Genomic DNA, 16492 nt, shown 5'->3' on the forward strand with positions numbered 1-16492 from the left:
TATACATTCCAGGGGTGCGGAACAAGCATGCTCACGTGACGCACGTTCCTCCCCAAGGCCAAGCTTGACCCTGCCGAGGTTCTCGGCGACCTCAAGGCCCTGATGCGCCGCCTCTTCCAAGTCCTGTCGAACATGGACGCCCAGGCGTGGCGGACGCTGGTGGTGTCGTTCCTGCTGCTGGGCGGCGTGGGCCTGGTGTTCGTGTTCGGCGCCCAGCTCCTGGGGTTCAACGGGGCGGCGACCGTGCAGGCCTGGATGAAGGCCGCCTCCGGTCCCTGGTCGCTGCCGGTGGCGGTGCTGGCCTTCGCGGGGCTCGCCTTCGTGGGCGTGCCGCAGATCATGCTGATCGCCGCGGCAGTGGTGGCGTTCGGCCCGCAGGCGGGCTGCCTCTATAGCTGGATCGGCACCATGGCCTCTTCGCTGGTGGGCTTCTACCTGGGCCGCGCGGCCGGGGCGAAGGCGCTGGAGCGGTTCTCAGGCCCCGGCGTGGCGCGCTTCATGGGCCTGCTGGCCCGGAACGGCGTCTTCGCCAGCTTCATCGTGCGGCTGGTGCCTTCGGCGCCCTTCATCGTGGTCAACATGGCGGCGGGCGTGACGCCCATGCGGGTGGTCGACTTCACGCTCGGGACCGCGATCGGCATCGTGCCGAAGATCGTGCTCACCGCCTTCGCCGGCCATTCGATCTTCCGGGTGCTGCGCGGCGAGATCGGCAAGGACGCGCTCTGGCTCGCGGTCATAGCCGCGGCCTGGGTGGGGATCGGACTGGCGGCGCGGGCATGGCTGCGCCGGCGAGAGAAGGAGGCCGTTTGATGCTGAAGCTGTTCCACGCCTGGGGCTCCTGCTCCCTGGCCTCGGCGATCGCGCTGGAGGAGGCCGGCGCCCCGCACGAGCTGGTCATCATGGACACCAAGGCCGGCGACCAGCGGAAGCCGGACTACCTCGCCATCAATCCCAAGGCCCGGGTGCCGGCGCTGGCGACCGACCGGGGCGTGCTGACCGAGACGCCGGCGATCCTCGCCTGGATCGCCCAGGCCTGGCCGGCGGCGCAGCTCGCGCCCCTGGACGACCCCTTCGCCTTCGCCAAGGCCCAGGCCTTCAACAGCTACCTCTGCTCTACGGTGCATGTGGCGCACGCCCACAAGCATCGCGGCTACCGCTGGACGGACGACGCGGCGGCCCAGGCGGCGATGACCAAGGACGTGCCGAAGAACGAGATCGCCTGCTTCCGCCTGATCGAGGACGAGATGTTCGAGGGCCCCTGGGTGCTGGGCGAGGCCTTCTCGATCTGCGACGCCTATCTCTTCACCCTGTTCGGCTGGCTCCCAGGCGACGGCGTGGACACCGCCCAGTTCGAGCGCCTCGCCGACCACAGCCGCCGCGTCGCCGAACGGCCCGCCGTGCGCAAGGTTCTTGCCCTGCAAGCGGCCTAGCACCCCATTCGACGCAAGATGCTTGCGCCGCGAAGGCCGTTTCGGTAGACGCATCGGCCATGCGCACGCGCTCCGCCAGCCTGCTTCTTCTCGACCTGGGGCTTAGCCGCCCCTGGGCGCCTCTCTAGGCTGCGCGTCTTCGCGGCCGGGCGTCTCAGGGGATTTCCCGCGCCCGACCCCAGCAAACTCCCGCGAAGAGGCCTTTGAAATGACCGCCCCCGTATCCGAATCCGCTCCCGCCCCGCGCTCAGAGCGCGACCGGGTCGTCGTCTTCGACACCACCATGCGCGACGGCGAGCAGTCGCCGGGCGCGTCCATGTCGCTGGAAGAGAAGATCGAGCTTTCCAAGATCCTTGAGGAAATGCGCGTCGACGTGATCGAGGCGGGCTTCCCCATCGCCTCCAACGGCGACTTCGAGGCCGTGCGCCAGATCGCCGAGCTGGTGACCGAAAGCACCGTCTGCGGCCTGGCGCGCGCGGGCATGGCCGACATCGACCGCTGCGCCGAGGCGATCCGCAAGGCCAAGCGCGGCCGCATCCACACCTTCCTGTCCACCAGCCCCAGCCACCGCGACCACATCCTGCATGCCTCGCAGGAGGACATCCTGGAGATGATCACCAAGTCGGTGAGCCATGCGCGCAACCTGTGCGGCGACGTGGAGTGGTCGGCCCAGGACGCCACCCGCACCGAACAGGACTTCCTGCGCCGCTGCGTCGAGGCCGCCATCAAGGCCGGCGCCGGCACGATCAACCTGCCCGACACCGTGGGCTACAGCTACCCCACGGAATACGCCGAGATGTTCCGCGACATCCTGGAGAACGTCGACGGCGCCGACAGGATCGTGCTCTCGACCCACTGCCACAACGACCTGGGCCTGGCGGTCGCCAACTCGCTGGCCGGCGTCCAGGGCGGCGCGCGGCAGGTGGAGGTGGCGATCAACGGCATCGGCGAGCGGGCCGGCAACGCGGCGCTCGAAGAGATCGTCATGGCCCTGAAGGTGCGCGGCGACCAGTTGCCGTTCTTCACCGGCGTCGAGACCCAGCACATCACCCGCGCCAGCCGATATGTCTCCGCGATCACCGGCTTCCCGGTGCAGTTCAACAAGGCCATCGTCGGCAAGAACGCCTTCGCCCACGAGAGCGGCATCCACCAGGACGGGATGCTGAAGGACCGCGGCACCTACGAGATCATGAGCCCCGAGACGGTGGGGCAGGGCGCCTCGAACCTGGTGATGGGCAAGCACGCCGGGCGCGCGGGCTTCCGCGAAAAGCTGCGGACGCTCGGCTATGAGCTCGGCCAGAACGCGCTGAACGAGGCCTTCCAGCGCTTCAAGGATCTGGCCGACAAGAAGAAGCACGTCTTCGACGACGACATCGTGGCCCTGGTCGACGACGCCCTGGCGTCAGGCGCCGACCGGATCCAGGTGAAGAACCTGCGGGTCATCGCCGGCACCGAGGGCCCGCAGGAGGCCTTCCTGACGGTGACCATCGAGGGCGAGGAGAAGTCCGCCAACGCCACCGGCGACGGCCCGGTCGACGCGGTGTTCAACGCCATCCACAAGGTCGCCCCGCACGACGCGATCCTGCGCCTCTTCCAGGTGCACGCGGTCACCGAGGGCACCGACGCCCAGGCGCAGGTCTCCGTCCGCCTCGAGGAGGATGGCCGGATCGCCACCGGCCAGGCGGCGGACACGGACACGCTCACGGCCTCGGCCAAGGCCTATGTCAACGCGCTCAACAACCTCACGGCGCGCAAGGAAAAGACCGACCCCGGGGCGATCGCGTCAGGGTTCTGAGGCGCTTTCCCTCCCCTCATGGGGAGGGCGGCGAGCGCAGCGAGACGGGTGGGGAAGTCGCGTTCAAGCGCGAGCGCCGCATTCCGGCCCGCACTTCCCCACCCTGGCCGCTCCGCGGCCTGTCCCTCCCCGAAACGGGGAGGGGAAGTGAGTTGAAATGCTCTGGATCCTTCTCACCGCCGCGGCGGCGCCGCTGCAGGTGGCGCGCAATGCGCTGCAGCGGGGACTGGTGGGCGACGCCGGGCCCTGGGGCGCGACCCTGGTGCGGTTCCTGTTCGGCCTGCCGTTCTCGCTCCTGCTGTTCGGAGTCGTGGCCGCCCTGACGCCGGGTGCGGCGCCGGACCCGACGCCGCGGTTCCTGATCGCTGTGGCGGTCGGCGCCGTCAGCCAGGTCGGGGCGACCGCGGCCCTGCTGATGGCCATGCGGACCTCCGGCTTCGCGGTGGCGACCTTCATGCAGCAGTCGTCGCTGCCGCTGGGCGCCCTGATCGGCTACTTCGTGTTCGGCGATCGGCTGAGCGTCGTGCAATGGGCGGGCTTGGCCACGACCACAGCGGCGCTGCTGGCGCTGTCCTGGCCCGGCCGGGAGCGGGCGACCGGCGCGGCGGCGGGATCGCTCTACGGCCTGGCCTCGGGCCTGGCCTTCGCCGTGGCGCTGAACGGCTACCGCCAGGCGGGGCTGGCGCTCGAGCCGGCGCATCCGGTCTATTCGGCGACGGCGGCGCTGTGCCTGGCGCAGGCGCTTCAGTCCCTGGTGATGGTGGTGCTGCTGGCCGCGGTCCGGCCCGGCGCCTTGCGCGCGGTCGGCGCCTCCTGGCGGGTCTCGCTGGGCGCCGGGTTCTTCGGCACGGCGGCCTCGGCCTTCTGGTTCTCCGCCCTGGCGCTGGCGCCGGCGGGCCAGGTGCGCGCGGTGGGCGTCATCGAAGGCCCGATCGCCGCCGCCGCCGGCCGCCCGCTCTTCAAGGAGCGGCTTTCCCCGCGCCAGTTGGCCGGCGGGGCGCTGGCCGCGATGGGGGTCGTGGCGACCGCGCTCGGCTAAGGCGCGCGTGACAGGCCGCCATTCGATGCTAGGCTCGTTCGGCAGTTCGATCGCATAACGAGGCGACGTGACATCCCAACCCCTGCTCAACGCGGCGCTGTCCCTGCGCCGGGGCGAAGGCTCCCGCGTCGGGCCGGACCGCATCGCCCTGCTCGAAGCCCTGGGCGAACTCGGCTCGATCCGCGCGGCCGCCGAGCGCGTCGGCCTCAGCTACCGCGGCGCCTGGGACGCGGTGCAGGCGCTGAACAACCTCTTCGAGGCGCCGCTGGTCGCCACCCAGGCGGGCGGCCGGCAAGGCGGGACGGCCGAGCTGACGGCCGCCGGCCGCGCCCTGATCGGCGCCTTCCATCGGGTCGAGGCGGAACTGGCGCAGGTCACGGCCCGGCTCGACCGGGGCCTTGCCGGCGCCGAGGATCTCGGCCGCCTTTTCTGGAGTCTTGGCATGCAGACCAGCGCCCGCAACGCCCTTCGGGGGATCGTCACCGCCATCGCCGATGGGGCGGTCAACGCCGAGGTCACCCTGCAGGTGGCCGGCGAGGTGGAGATCGTCGCCGTCGTCACCCGCGACAGCGTCGCGGCCCTGCGCCTGGCGGTCGGCAAGCCGGTCATCGCCCTCATCAAGTCGAGCTTCGTGGTCCTGGCCAAGGGCGAGGGCCTGGTGACCTCGGCCCGCAACCAGATCAAGGGCGTGGTCGCCTCGCGCACCGACGGGGCGGTCTCCAGCGAGATCACCCTGACCATCGCCGACGGCAAGACGCTCACTGCCAGCATCACCCGCGAAAGCGCCGAGGCCATGGGCCTGGCGGAGGGCGAGGCGGTCACGGCGCTGGTCAAGGCGCCGCATGTGATCCTGGCCGTGGAGTAGACGCATGAAACGCGCGGTTCTCATCGCCCTCGCCGCGGCCCTGGCGGCCGGTCCCGCCGCGGCCCAGACCCTGAGCCTTGCCGGCGAGACCGGGCAGACCGCGACGGTGACGGCCGCCCAACTGGCCGCCCTGCCGCATATCCACGTCCAGGTCATGCAGCACGGCCAGCCCCACGCTTACGACGGCGTGCTGCTGAGCGACCTCCTGGCCAAGGTGGGCGCGCCGCACGGCGAGGGCATCAAGGGCCGCGAACTCGCCACCGTGGTGCGCCTCAGCGCCAAGGACGGCTATCAGGTCGTCGTCAGCCTCGCGGAGACCGACGCGGTCACCCGTGCGGCGAAGATGATCGTCGCCGACCGCGAGGCCGGCGCGCCGCTGAAGCCCGAGGAGGGTCCGTTCCGCCTGGTCGTCGAGGACGATCTGCGGCCCGCCCGCTCCGCGCGCCAGTTGGAGAGGATCGAGGTCCTGAACCTCTCGACCCTGACAAAGGCCAAGGCCAAGCCGTAACCGGCGAGCCTCGGCGCGCGGCGCTAGGGCGCACGCTGCTCTTTATGCCTTGAATTCGACCAGAGGGCAGGGCAGGGAACGCCAAGTCATCCGGTAATTCGTAACGACTCGACGCTAGATTGAGCGTACGCGGTGTCGTTTCGGACCGTCGGCAACGCCATCCCTTCTCAGCCCCCAGTCTCCAGGGCCCTCCATGATCTCTTCGCTCTTCGGCGCCATTTCCAACGACATCGCCATCGATCTCGGCACCGCCAACACCCTGATCTACATGAAGGGCAAGGGCATCGTGCTGAACGAACCCTCGGTGGTCGCGCTTCGCAACGTCGGCGGCCGCAAGGTCGTCCACGCCGTCGGCATCGAGGCCAAGCAGATGCTGGGCCGCACGCCGGGCCACATGGAAGCCATCCGTCCCATGCGCGACGGGGTCATCGCCGACTTCGAAGTCGCCGAGGAGATGATCAAGTACTTCATCCGCAAGGTTCACAACCGCAAGGGCTTCGTGAACCCCAAGGTGATCGTCTGCGTGCCGTCGGGCGCGACCGCGGTGGAACGCCGCGCGATCAACGACTCCTGCCTCAACGCCGGCGGCCGACGCGTGGGCCTCATCGACGAGCCGATGGCCGCGGCGATTGGCGCCGGCCTGCCGATCCACGAGCCCACCGGCTCGATGGTGGTCGACATCGGCGGCGGCACCACCGAGGTGGCCGTGCTTTCGCTCTCCGGCATCGTCTATTCGCGCTCGGTCCGCGTCGGCGGCGACAAGATGGACGAGGCGATCATCTCCTACATGCGGCGCAACCATAACCTCCTGATCGGCGAGACCACGGCCGAGCGGATCAAGAAGGAGATCGGCACCGCCCGCGCGCCGGCCGACGGCGAGGGCCTGTCCATCGAGGTCAAGGGCCGCGACCTGATGCAGGGCGTGCCGCGCGAGGTCCGCATCAGCGAAAAGCAGGCGTCCGACGCCCTGTCCGAGCCCGTCGGCCAGATCGTCGACGCGGTGAAGATGGCGCTGGAAGCCACGCCGCCGGAACTCGCCTCCGACATCGCCGACAAGGGCATCATGCTGACGGGCGGCGGCGCCTTGCTGCGCGGCCTGGACGCCGAGATCCGCGACCACACCGGCCTGCCGGTGACGGTGGCCGATGACCCGCTCTCCTGCGTCGCCCTGGGGTGCGGCAAGGTGCTCGAACATCCGAAATGGATGAAGGGCGTCCTCGAATCCACGCTAGCCTAAACGCGGCTTGAGTCGCTGCGCTGGTGCGGGCGCGGGGGCGCCGCTGGAACGAGGCCTTGAGTGTCCTTAAGGGACAATCCGCTCGGTGAACTGAAGGTCCCGCTGACCTGGGCGGCGGCCATAGCCCTCATCGTGGCCGTCGTGGCGGCGACCGCCATCCTGCTGTCCGACCGCCGCGAGACCTTCAAGGCCGAGGCCTACGGCGTCTCGCGCAAGGCCAGCGACACGGTGCTGGCGCCGGTGGGGGACTTCCTGGCGACGCCGGGCCGCTGGATCGGCGGAGGCTTCGACACGGTGCGCGACTACTTCGGCGCCGCCTCGGAAAACGCCGACCTGAAGACCGAGCTCAAGGAAATGCGCCAGTGGCGCGACGTCGCTATCGCGCTGCGCGACGAGAACGCCCGCTACCGGACCCTGCTGGGCCTGAAGACCGACCCGCCGATCCCCATGGTCGCCGCCCGCGTGGTCACCGATAGCCACGGGCCTTTCGCCGACACCCGCCTGGCCAACGCCGGGCGCGAACGCGGGGTGAAGGTGGGCAATCCGGTGATGAGCGAGAACGGCCTGGTCGGCCGGGTGATCGGGGTGACGGACGGGGCCAGCCGGGTCCTGCTGCTCACCGACATCGCCTCGCGCACGCCGGTGATGATCGACCGCACCAATGCGCGGGCCATCCTGACCGGAGACGGCGGCCCCAATCCGCGGCTCGACTACCTGCGTGGCCGCGACCCGATCCGCGAGGGCGACCGGCTGCTGACCTCCGGCGACGGCGGCGTGGTGCCGCGCGGCCTGCCGGTGGGCACGGCGGTGCGCGGGCTGGACGGCCGCTGGCGCGTCGTGCTGGCCTCCGACCGCGCGCCTATCGACTTCGTCCGCATCCTGCTCTTCGAGGACTTCACCCAGGTGGTGAACCTGAAGCAGCTCAGCCAGGCGCCGACCCCGCCGCCCACGCCCGGTCCCGGCATGCCCAAGCTGCCCGGGACGGAGCCTGCCGACGCCGCATCCGCGCCATCGCCGGCCGGCGCGCCGGTCAAGCCGCCGGCGGGCGCCGCCGCCCCGGTCGTCGCCAAGTCGGCCGCGCCGCAGTCGAAACCCTCGGCCGACAAGAAACCACCCGATGGGCCCAAGGCCGGAGCGCCGAAAGCGGCGAGCGCGAAGCCCGACGCCACGCCGCCGGCGGTCAAGTCCGGCGCCAAGACCCCGGCGACCAAGGCCGACGGCGCGGCGAAGCCGCCCGCCAGGCCGAAGCCGAAAACCCCGCCTGCCGCCGGAGGCGACGGATGAGCGCCGCCCGGGGGTTGCAGCCGTGGCGCTGGCTGGGCGTGCCCATGCTGCAGGCGGTCGTCGCGACCATCCTGTTCGGCATCCCGCTGCGCGCCTTCGGCTGGCAATTGCCGCAGCCGATCTTTCCCATGGCCCTGGCCTTCGCGTGGGCGGTGATCCGGCCTTCGATCCTGGCGCCCTTCGCGATCCTGATCCTCGGCCTGCTGCTAGATGTCTACTGGGGTGGACCGCTGGGCCTGTGGGCGCTGTGCCTGTTGATCGCCTACGGCGTCGCGCTTTCGGGACGCAGCATGATGGCGGGGCAGAGCCAGGCGATCCTCTGGGCCTGGTACGGCCTGACCACAGCGACGGCCATGGTGGCGGGCTACCTCTTCGTCATGCTGGATTCGCGATCTTCGCCCGGCATCGTCCCAATGCTCTGGCAATTCGTCGCCACAATCGTGCTCTATCCCTTTGCGCAGCGGCTCATCGACCTCTTCGAGGACGCCGACGTGAGATTCCGGTAGGGGCGCCGGCGATGTCCGAGCCATCTATTTTCTTCGCCGAGGTCAACGAACGGCAGGGGGTCTTCCACCGCCGAGCCTTTCTGCTGGGCGGCATCGCGGGTCTGGGCCTCGTCGCTCTGGGTGCGCGGCTCGCCCACCTGCAACTGATCGAGACCGAGCGCTACACCAAGCTGTCGGCCAGCAACCAGTTCAACTTCCGCCTGACGCCGCCGCCGCGCGGCCTGATCGTCGACCGCAATGGCGTGGTGCTGGCCTCCAACCGCCCGAACTTCCGGCTGATGGTGGCCAAGGACAAGGGCATCGACCCCGCGCAGACCCTGAAAACGCTGGCCGAGTTCGTGCCGATGGACGACGGGCGCCAGGCAAGGCTGCTGCGCGAGATCTCCAATGCGCCGCGCAAGTCGCCGGTGCAGATCATGGAGGACATGAGCTGGGAGCAGTTCAGCGCGATCAACATCCGCGCGCCCGAGCTGCCCGGGGTCACCGCCGACATGGGCGAGGTGCGGGTCTATCCCTACGGCGGGGCCTTCGCCCACGTGATCGGCTACGTGGCCAAGGTCAACAAGTCCGACCTCAGCGACACCGGGCCCAACGCCGACCCGATCCTTTTGAACCCCGGCTTCCGCATCGGCCGCCAGGGGGTGGAGCAGGCCTTCGACCTGGCCCTGCGCGGCAAGCCCGGCGCCCAGAAGGTCGAGGTCGACGCCAACGGCCACGAAGTGGCCACCGACCCCGCCGGCGACATCAAGGCGATCCCTGGCAAGGAGATCGTGCTGACCCTGGACGCGGACATCCAGAACCGGGCGATGGAGGTGTTCGGCGAGCAGTCCGGCGCGGCGGTGATGATGGACTGCCGCACGGGCGACATCCTGTGCATGTATTCCGGGCCCACTTTCGATGCGAACAAGTTCGTCCGTGGCCTGACCGGGATCGAGTACAAGGAGCTGGCCCAGTACGATCACAAACCGCTGTTCAACAAGGCCTTGACCGCCACCTACCCGCCGGGCTCGACCTTCAAGACGATGGTCGCCCTGGCCTGCCTGGAGAACGGCTACGATCCGGCCACCGTGCACGTCTGCAACAAGGCCTGGGCCTGGGGCGGCCGGGTCTGGCATTGCGACAAGGCGCACGGCTCCCTGGACCTGAAAGGCGGCATCGCCCAGTCCTGCGACATCTATTTCTACCAAGCGGCGCTGACGGTCGGGCCGGACAAGATCGCGGCGGTGGCGCGCAAGTTCGGCCTGGGCGAGATCTTCGACATCGGCATTCCGGGGCAGAAGCCGGGTCTTGTCCCCGACACCGCCTACAAGCGCCGGACGTTCAAGAAGGACCCGGTCTGGCACCCCGGCGAGACGCCCAGCATGGGGATCGGCCAGGGCTACACCCACCTCAATCCGCTGCAGCTCTGCGTGCAGGCGTCGCGCCTGGCCAATGGGCGCAAGGCGCTGCATCCACGGCTGGTGAAGTCCATCGGCGGCGTGGAGCAGCCCTCCGGCGCGGCCTTCGGCGACCTGCCGTTCGACGCCGCCCATATCGACTTCGTGCGCGGCGCGATGGCGGCGGTCACCATCTCGGGCACGGGAGCCGGTCTGAGCGACATGGGCCTGGGCGACATCAAGATGGCCGGCAAGTCGGGTACGGCCCAGGCGTTCAACTACACCGCCGGCCACGGCGGACAGAAGGGCGCAACCGGTGAGTGGAAGAATCGCGACCACGCCTGGTTCATCGCCTACGCGCCGGTGGACGAGCCGCGGTATGCGATGAGCGTGCTCGTCGAGCACGGCGGATTCGGCGCCAGCACCAGCGGGCCGCTGGCCCGAGAACTGCTCCGGGTCGCCTTGCTCAAGGATCCTGAGATCCGAGCGCGGGTCGAGAAACCGCTGCCGATACCAGAAGTTCAGGCCCCCGCGACCGACCCCGACGTCGTCGATCCCCCGACCCCGGCCGCCGCCGCCGTCCAGGCCGCGCAGCAGCAGCCCACATGACCGTCTCGGCCCTTACACGCCCCGGCGAGCGCGACCGGCTGGTCAACAAGTTCGGCGAGATCGACTGGATCTTCTGCCTGACCATCACCCTGATCGCCTGCGCAGGCGCAGTCATGCTGTTCTCCATCGCGGGCTCCTCGTGGAAGCCCTGGGCGGCCGCCCACCTGGCGCGCTACGCCCTGTTCTTCGCGATCATGATCGTCCTGAGCCTGATCGACCTGCGGGTGTGGTTCGCGCTGGCCTATCCGATCTACGGCGTGGGCTTCATGCTGCTGATCGCCGTGATGGTCGTGGGCCACCATGCGCTCGGCGCCCAGCGGTGGCTGCAGGCCGGGCCGATCACCATCCAGCCGTCCGAGATCATGAAGATCGGCCTGGTGCTGGCCCTGGCGCGCTTCTACCACGGCCTGTCGGGCAAGAGCGCCCAGCTCTCCTGGTGGCTGCTGGTCCCGGCGCTGCTGATCGTCGCGCCCGTGGCCCTGGTGGCCAAGCAGCCGGATCTCGGCACGGCGATCCTGATGCTGCTCACCGGGGCCATCGTGGTGATCCTGGCGGGGCTCTCCTGGCGGCTGATCGCCGTGGGCCTGCTCGGCGTGGCCGCGCTGGCCCCGCCGGTGATCATGTTCGGCCTGCACGGCTACCAGAAGCAGCGCCTGACCACCTTCCTCGATCCGCAGGCCGACCCGTCGGGCGCCGGCTACCACAACCTGCAATCCGCCATCGCCATCGGCTCCGGCGGCCTGCTCGGCAAGGGCTATGGCCTGGGGTCGCAGAGCCAGCTCAACTTCCTGCCGGAGAAGCAGACGGACTTCATCTTCGCCACCCTGGCCGAGGAGTTCGGCTTCGTGGGCTGCGCCTCGATCCTGGTGCTGTATGCCGCCGTGATCTTCATGGCCCTGAGGACCGCCTACCTGAGCCACAGCCACTTCGGCCGGCTGGCGGCGGCCGGGGTGACAGCGACTTTCGCCCTCTATGTGCTGATCAACGGCTCGATGGTCATGGGCCTGGCGCCGGTGGTGGGCGTGCCCATGCCGCTGCTCTCCTACGGCGGCACCGTCATGCTGACCGTCATGGTGGGCTTCGGCCTGGTGATGGCCGTGCGCGTCCACCGCTATTCCGAAGTCACCAGCGGCAAGGGCTCGCTCCTCTAGCGAGTCCTCGCCGTCCGGGATCTTCCTACTGCTTGGCGAGCGTCCCGCGGATCTCGCCGGCCTTGTTCGCCGCCGTGTGGACGTTGAAGTACACCTTGCCGGCGTTGAGGTCGGCGATCTGGGCGTCCGTCAGGGTGGCGACGCCCTTGATCGGGCTGGGCGACACAGTGGCGGGGACGATCGGCGGGCCGTCGCCGCCCGGGGCTGCGGCGTCATGGAAGTGGGCCGCCATGGCCGGGCCGGTCAGGTCCTTGTAGTTGACGGTATAGGTCAGGGTCTTGCCGTCGAGCATGGCGACGACGTCGCCGCTGCCCTTGACGCCGGCGGGCCCGGCCAGCTTGGCGGTATAGTGGGCCATCTGGGCCGAAGCCGCGCTGGCGACCATCAGGCTCATGGCCGCGACCGCGGCGAACAACGTATGACGCATCGGATGTTTCTCCTCCGTCTCCGGGCTGGTCCCGGACCGGGCGGCAGGTTGCGCGCGCTCGAGGCTGGGCGCAACCGGACTTCGACGCCCATCGGCCTAGAGGGAAAGCGCCTGGTCGGTGGCCCGGACCAGGGCGTCGACGATGCCCGGTTCGGTGGAGGCGTGGCCGGCGTCCCAGACCACCTCGAAGCGCGCCTGCGGCCAGGCGCCCTTCAGTTTCCAGGCGGCTTCCATCGGGGTCACCACGTCGAAGCGGCCCTGCACGATCCAGCCGGGAATGTCCTTCAGCTTGGCCGCGTTGTTCAGGATCCAGTCTTCTTCCGGGAAGAAGCCGTGATTGGCGAAGAAGTGGCACTCGATGCGCGCGAAGGCGATGGCGAAGTCGATCTCGTTGAACTTCGAGGGGCGCGCCTCCGGCCCGCGGATCGAGATGGTGTCGCCCTCCCACTGGCTCCAGGCGGCCGCGGCCTCGGCCTGCACGCGCCGGTCGGGGTGGGTGAGGCGCTTGTGGTAGGCGCCGATCATGTCGCCGCGCTCGGCTGCCGGGATCGGGGCGCAGAACCGCGCCCAGGCGTCCGGGAACAGCATGCAGGCCCCGTCCTGGTAGAACCAGGCGAGCTCGCGGTCGGTGAGCAGGAAGACCCCGCGCAGCACCAGGCTCTCCACCCGCTCGGGGTGCCGGATGGCGTAGGCCAGCGCCAGGGTCGAGCCCCAGGAGCCGCCGAACACGCACCACTTCTCGACGCCCAGGTGTTCCCGCAGCCGCTCGATGTCGGCGATCAGGCTCCAGGTGGTGTTGTCCTCGAGGCTGGCGTTGGGCCGGCTCTTGCCGCAGCCGCGCTGGTCGAACAGCGCCATGCGCCATTTCGCCGGATCGAAGAACCGGCGCATGGTCGGATTGATCGCGCCGCCCGGGCCGCCGTGCAGGATCACGCAGGGCTTGCCGTTCGGGGCGCCGCATTCCTCGTAGTAGATCTCGTGGACCCCGTCGGTGGGCAGCCAGCCGGTGGCGAAGGGCTCGTTGTCGACGAACAGACCCCGCCGGTTCGAGGCGGCCGAGACGGCGGGCGGCGGGGTGCTGCGTTCCATATCCGGCAATCTACTTCGGGAAGCGCGGTTCCAGCCAGTGAAGGATGAGACGTTCGCCGCGTGCGGCCTTTGCCGCCCACCTTTGCGGCAGATCGGCCTGGGCCGGAACGGGGGAAGACTTGGGAGCCAAAGACGCTAAGAAGGCCCCATGACGGCGACGCTTCCTCCCGAGCGCACCCCCTGGGGCCTGGTGGTCCTGCTGGGGGCGCTGACCGCCATGGGCCCGCTGGCCATCGACATGTACCTGCCGAGCCTGCCCTCGATCGGGGTAGGGCTGCGCGCCTCGCCCGGCGAGACCCAGGCGACGGTGTCCGCCTTCCTGGCGGGCATGGCGATCGGCCAGCTCTTCTATGGGCCGGCCTCGGACCGCCTGGGCCGCCGCCCGCCGGTGCTGTTCGGGGCCGCGGTCTATATCGCCGCTTCGGTCGCCTGTGGGTTCGCCGTCTCGCCCGCCATGCTGATCGGGGCGCGGTTCGTGCAGGCGCTGGGCGCCTGCGCCGGCGCGGTGGTGGCGCGCGCGGTGGTCCGCGACCGGTTCACCCACACCGAGACCGCGCGGATGCTGAGCCTGATGATGCTGATCATGGGCCTGGCCCCGATCCTGGCCCCGCTGCTGGGCGGCGCCTTGCTGGGCCTGGGCGGCTGGCGGCTCAACTTCTGGTTCATGGCGAGCTTCGGGGTCGCCGTGGGCCTGGCCGGGTTCTTCCGCCTGAAGGAAAGCCGCTCGGAGGAGACGACCGCCCACGCCGCCACCGAGACGCCCGTGCAGGCCTATCTGGCCCTGATGCGCGAGCCCAGGCTTGTGGGCTACGCGCTCGCCGGATCCCTGAACGGGGCGACGCTCTTCACCTATATCGCCGCCTCTCCGGACCTGCTGATCAAGACCTACGGCATTCCCGCCTCGGCCTTCGGCTGGGTGTTCGGCCTCAACGCCGTGGGGATCATCGGCTCGAACCAGGTGAACCGCTTCCTGCTGCGGCGGCGCACCCCCGACCAGGTGCTGGCCAAGGCGAGCCTGGTGGCGGTGGGCTTCTCGGTGCTGCTGATGATCGCCGCGGTCACCGGGATCGGCGAGCGGTGGAGCGTGCTTCCGCTGCTCTTCCTGCTGCTCTCCAGCTACGGATTCATGCAGGGCAACACCATGGCCGGCGCCCTCAACGTCGACCCGCGCAGGGCCGGCGCCATCTCGGCGATGATGGGGGCGGTCTCGTTCGGCGCCGGCGCGGTGGCCTCGGCGGCCGCCGGCGTGCTGCACGACGGCACGCCGCGGCCCATGGCGGTGGTGATGCTGGCGGCGCTGGTGGGCTCCGTGCTCTGCCTGCGCCTGCTGGCGCTGCCGAAGAAGGCGGCCAAGCTCCCGGCCTAGATGGGATCCACCCCGCGCGCGGCCCAGGCCAGGACCGCCCAGCCGGCCAGGAACGATAGGCCGCCGATCGGCGTCACCGCGCCCACCCAGCGGGGCGCGCCGAAGGCCAGGGCGTAGAGCGAGCCGGAGAACAGCACCACGCCGCTCAGGAAGAAGGCCGGGGCGAACCGCGCCCGCCGCGCGCCCACCTGCATGAAAGTCGCGCAGGCGAAGGTGGCCATGGTGTGCATGAAGCCGTACATGGCCCCGGTCCTGAGCAGCTCCTGCGCCCGGGGATCGCCTTCCATGCCGTGGGCGGCGAAGGCCCCGACCGCCACGGCGACAAAGCCGCCCGCCGCCGCCAGGGTCATCCAGTTCCGGCGACTCCAGAGGCCCATCAACCCCAGACCTGCGGTCGACGGGCCTTCCAAGGCGCTTCCTTCTCAAGCTGCGCCGCCAGGCGGAAGAGGGTCGCCTCGTCGGCGTATTTAGCGGTGAACATCATGCCGATCGGCAGGCCGTTGGCGTCCGTCTCCAGCGGCAGGGAAAGCGACGGCTGCCCGGAGTAGTTGAACGGCGGCGTGAACGGGAAGGCGCGGCCCTGGCGGCGGCTGACCTCCCGCGGCTCCAGGTTCACCGGATCGATGAAGCCGATCTCCGGCACGGGCGTGCCGAGCACGGGGCAGAGGTAGATATCGACGTCCTCGAAGAAGGCCAGGGTCGCCCGGTTCAGCATCCGGGTTTCCTGCAGCGAGCGCATGACGTCGGCGCCGGTCTGCCGCCGGCCGGCCTTCAGCGAGGCCCAGGTCAGCGGCTCCAGTTCGTCGGCCTCCGGCTCGCGCCCCACCCGCTCGATCAGCCGGGCCATTCCGGCGGCGAAGTTGGCCGCGGCGGCCGGCCCGCGCGAGGCGTAGAGGGCGCGGTAGTCGATGCCCAGCCCCCTCTCGATCACCTCGTGGCCGAGGCCTTTCAGCAGGGCGGCGGTGCGCTCCAGCGCGGCCTGGATCTCCGGATCGATCGGCCGCCCGGACGGAGTCTCCGAGGACCAGGCGATGCGCAGCCTGCCGGGGCTCGCCTCCACCTCCTCCAGATAGGGGCGGGCCTTGGGCGGGGACGGGTAGGGCGAGCCGGGCTCCGGATGGTCGGTCGCGTCCAGCATGGCGGCGCTGTCGCGGACCGTGCGGCTGACCACGTGGTCGACCACGTTGCCCAGGGCGTAGTCGTAGCCGTCCGGGAGGTTCGGCACCCGGTCGCGGGTGACCTTAAGCCCCACCAGGCCGCAGCAGGCGGCGGGGATGCGGATCGAGCCCAGGCCGTCGGAGGCGTGCGCCAGGGGCACGATGCCCGCCGCCACGGCGGAGGCCGCGCCGCCGGACGAGCCGCCGGCGATGTGGTTGGGATTGAAGGGGTTGCGGCACGGGCCCAGCGCAGCGCTCTCGGTGGTCCCGGTAATGCCGTACTCCGGCGTGTTGGTCTTGCCGACCAGGACGACGCCCGAGGCGCGATAGCGCCGCGTCAGGCCGCAGTCCTCGTCGTCGATCAGGCCTTTGGCGAACCTGCTGCCGAAGCTGCGAGGCCAGCCGGCGACCGGCAGGGGCAGGTCCTTGATCAGGAACGGCACGCCCTTGAACGGCCCGTCCGGCAGGTCTCCCCTGGCCCAGGCGCGGGCGTCGTCATAGCCCTTGTAGACCACCGCGTTCAGCACCGGATTGTGCCGCTCGATCCGCTCGATGGCGGCTTCCACCAACTCCAGCGGCGTCACGGCCCGCTTGGCGACCAGCTCCGCCAGGCCCAGGCCGTCATAGTCCGAATAGTCGGGCATCTCCATGCG

At 70.2% G+C, this 16492-nt stretch carries 15 protein-coding genes and 1 pseudogene; 12 read left to right on the forward strand and 4 right to left on the reverse strand.

Annotated elements, in window-relative coordinates; genetic code table 11:
• The first annotated feature begins 99 nt into the window (after positions 1-99).
• From VNW53_RS01490 to rodA, 11 genes and pseudogenes are all read left to right on the forward strand, one after another.
• On the forward strand, positions 100-810 hold the full coding sequence (locus VNW53_RS01490; RefSeq protein ID WP_325553177.1) for a TVP38/TMEM64 family protein: 711 nt from the start codon (positions 100-102) through the stop codon (positions 808-810).
• A complete protein-coding gene (locus tag VNW53_RS01495) occupies positions 810-1430 on the forward strand; it encodes a glutathione S-transferase family protein (RefSeq protein WP_325553133.1) in 621 nt (206 codons plus the stop codon). The genes VNW53_RS01490 and VNW53_RS01495 overlap by 1 nt, the downstream gene beginning before the upstream one ends.
• Positions 1431-1638: 208 nt before the next feature.
• The gene (locus tag VNW53_RS01500) at positions 1639-3225 is read left to right on the forward strand and encodes a 2-isopropylmalate synthase (protein WP_325553135.1); all 1587 of its coding nucleotides are present in this window, start codon (positions 1639-1641) and stop codon (positions 3223-3225) included.
• 157 nt (positions 3226-3382) lie between these two features.
• Positions 3383-4264 carry a DMT family transporter gene (locus VNW53_RS01505; protein WP_325553137.1) on the forward strand — a complete coding sequence of 294 codons (882 nt, stop codon included), beginning with the start codon at positions 3383-3385 and terminating at the stop codon, positions 4262-4264.
• Positions 4265-4331: 67 nt separating this feature from the next.
• On the forward strand, positions 4332-5129 hold the full coding sequence (locus VNW53_RS01510) for a TOBE domain-containing protein (protein WP_325553138.1): 798 nt from the start codon (positions 4332-4334) through the stop codon (positions 5127-5129).
• 4 nt (positions 5130-5133) lie between these two features.
• Positions 5134-5637 (forward strand): molybdopterin-dependent oxidoreductase, encoded by a 504-nt coding sequence (locus VNW53_RS01515; protein ID WP_325553140.1) that lies wholly within the window; start codon positions 5134-5136, stop codon positions 5635-5637.
• A gap of 193 nt (positions 5638-5830) precedes the next feature.
• Positions 5831-6874: a rod shape-determining protein gene (locus VNW53_RS01520; protein WP_012522835.1), complete on the forward strand. Its 1044-nt coding sequence runs from the start codon at positions 5831-5833 to the stop codon at positions 6872-6874.
• A gap of 60 nt (positions 6875-6934) precedes the next feature.
• Positions 6935-8017 (forward strand): annotated as a pseudogene (mreC, locus tag VNW53_RS01525) (rod shape-determining protein MreC); the annotation flags it as partial.
• 137 nt (positions 8018-8154) lie between these two features.
• Positions 8155-8664, forward strand: coding sequence for a hypothetical protein (locus tag VNW53_RS01530; protein WP_325553143.1), 510 nt, complete (start codon positions 8155-8157; stop codon positions 8662-8664).
• 11 nt (positions 8665-8675) lie between these two features.
• A complete protein-coding gene (gene mrdA, locus VNW53_RS01535) occupies positions 8676-10649 on the forward strand; it encodes a penicillin-binding protein 2 (RefSeq protein WP_325553144.1) in 1974 nt (657 codons plus the stop codon).
• Positions 10646-11800, forward strand: a complete 1155-nt coding sequence (gene rodA, locus VNW53_RS01540; RefSeq protein WP_325553146.1) for a rod shape-determining protein RodA — start codon at positions 10646-10648, stop codon at positions 11798-11800. The genes mrdA and rodA overlap by 4 nt, the downstream gene beginning before the upstream one ends.
• Before the next feature lie 25 nt (positions 11801-11825).
• Here the strand turns inward: rodA and VNW53_RS01545 are convergent, their stop codons facing one another.
• Positions 11826-12227, reverse strand: coding sequence for a CHRD domain-containing protein (locus VNW53_RS01545; protein WP_325553148.1), 402 nt, complete (start codon positions 12225-12227; stop codon positions 11826-11828).
• Between the two features lie 96 nt (positions 12228-12323).
• On the reverse strand, positions 12324-13316 hold the full coding sequence (gene pip / locus VNW53_RS01550) for a prolyl aminopeptidase (RefSeq protein ID WP_325553150.1): 993 nt from the start codon (positions 13314-13316) through the stop codon (positions 12324-12326).
• A gap of 148 nt (positions 13317-13464) precedes the next feature.
• Here pip and VNW53_RS01555 point away from each other — a divergent pair, with 148 nt between their 5' ends.
• Positions 13465-14682 (forward strand): multidrug effflux MFS transporter, encoded by a 1218-nt coding sequence (locus VNW53_RS01555; RefSeq protein WP_325553151.1) that lies wholly within the window; start codon positions 13465-13467, stop codon positions 14680-14682.
• On the opposite strand, the gene VNW53_RS01560 is transcribed toward VNW53_RS01555, so the two are convergent.
• Positions 14679-15059 (reverse strand): DUF423 domain-containing protein, encoded by a 381-nt coding sequence (locus VNW53_RS01560; protein ID WP_325553152.1) that lies wholly within the window; start codon positions 15057-15059, stop codon positions 14679-14681. The genes VNW53_RS01555 and VNW53_RS01560 overlap by 4 nt on opposite strands.
• Positions 15059-16483, reverse strand: coding sequence for an amidase (locus tag VNW53_RS01565; RefSeq protein WP_325553154.1), 1425 nt, complete (start codon positions 16481-16483; stop codon positions 15059-15061). Before VNW53_RS01565 ends, VNW53_RS01560 begins: the two co-directional genes overlap by 1 nt.
• Between the last annotated feature and the right edge of the window lie 9 nt (positions 16484-16492).

The sequence above is a fragment of the Phenylobacterium sp. genome (genome assembly GCF_035569475.1).
Taxonomy (GTDB): Bacteria; Pseudomonadota; Alphaproteobacteria; order Caulobacterales; family Caulobacteraceae; genus Phenylobacterium.